At 57.1% G+C, this 1,234-nt stretch carries 1 pseudogene; it reads left to right on the top strand.

From position 1 onward, the window contains the following. Window positions 1-1,163, top strand: a pseudogene (locus tag ACIONG_RS30315) (2-oxoglutarate dehydrogenase E1 component); the annotation flags it as partial. Window positions 1,164-1,234: the final 71 nt, after the last annotated feature.

Below are 1,234 nucleotides of genomic sequence, written 5' to 3'. Positions count from 1 at the left end.
TTGATCTGAAGACCCTGCAAGAACTGTCTGCCAAGCTGCTGGAAATTCCGGAAGGCTTCGTGGTTCAGCGTCAGGTTGCGAAGATCTACGAAGACCGTCAGAAGATGCAAGCCGGCGGCCTGCCGATCAACTGGGGTTACGCCGAAACCATGGCATACGCGACCCTGGCGTTCGAAGGTCACCCGATCCGCATGACGGGTCAGGACATCGGCCGCGGTACGTTCTCGCACCGTCACGCTGTTCTGCACAACCAGAAAGATGCCGGCACCTACATTCCGCTGCAGCACCTGTACGACGGTCAGCCACGTTTCGACCTGTACGACTCGTTCCTGTCGGAAGAAGCGGTATTGGCGTTCGAATACGGTTACTCGACCACCACGCCAAATGCGTTGGTGATCTGGGAAGCCCAGTTCGGCGACTTCGCCAACGGTGCACAGGTTGTTATCGACCAGTTCATCACCAGCGGCGAACACAAGTGGGGCCGTCTCTGCGGTCTGACCATGTTGCTGCCACACGGTTACGAAGGCCAGGGTCCCGAGCACTCCTCGGCACGTCTGGAGCGTTACCTGCAGCTGTGCGCCGAGCACAACATTCAGGTAGCCGTACCAACCACGCCGGCACAGATCTACCACTTGCTGCGTCGTCAGGTGATTCGCCCGCTGCGCAAGCCGCTGGTCGTGCTGACGCCGAAGTCGCTGCTGCGCCACAAGCTGGCCATCTCGACGCTGGAAGATCTGGCCGAAGGTTCGTTCCAGACCGTGATCCCGGAAATCGATGCCCTGGACCCGAAAAAGGTCGAGCGCGTTGTTCTGTGCAGCGGCAAGGTTTACTACGACCTGCTGGAAAAACGCCGTGCCGAAGGCCGCGAAGATATCGCCATCGTGCGTATCGAGCAGTTGTACCCATTCCCTGAGGACGACTTGAAAGAAGTCCTGGCTCCTTATACCAACGTCAAACATGCCGTTTGGTGTCAGGAAGAGCCGATGAACCAGGGCGCCTGGTACTGCAGCCAGCACCACTTGCGTCGCAGCATCAGCAACCTCAACAAATCCCTCGTACTTGAGTACGCGGGCCGTGAGGCTTCTGCTGCACCTGCTTGTGGTTACGCATCGATGCACGCCGAGCAGCAGGAAAAACTGCTGCAAGACGCGTTCACACTTTAACTAAAACGCGCACAAGAAACCGAAAAAAAGAAAACACACAAAAAAGCTAACCATAACAAACACCCAACAAA

The organism is Pseudomonas sp. NPDC087817, from assembly GCF_044742875.1.
Taxonomy (GTDB): Bacteria; Pseudomonadota; Gammaproteobacteria; order Pseudomonadales; family Pseudomonadaceae; genus Aquipseudomonas.
Note: the sequence above shows the minus strand (reverse complement) of the source record. Positions and strands in the feature narration are given on the sequence as shown.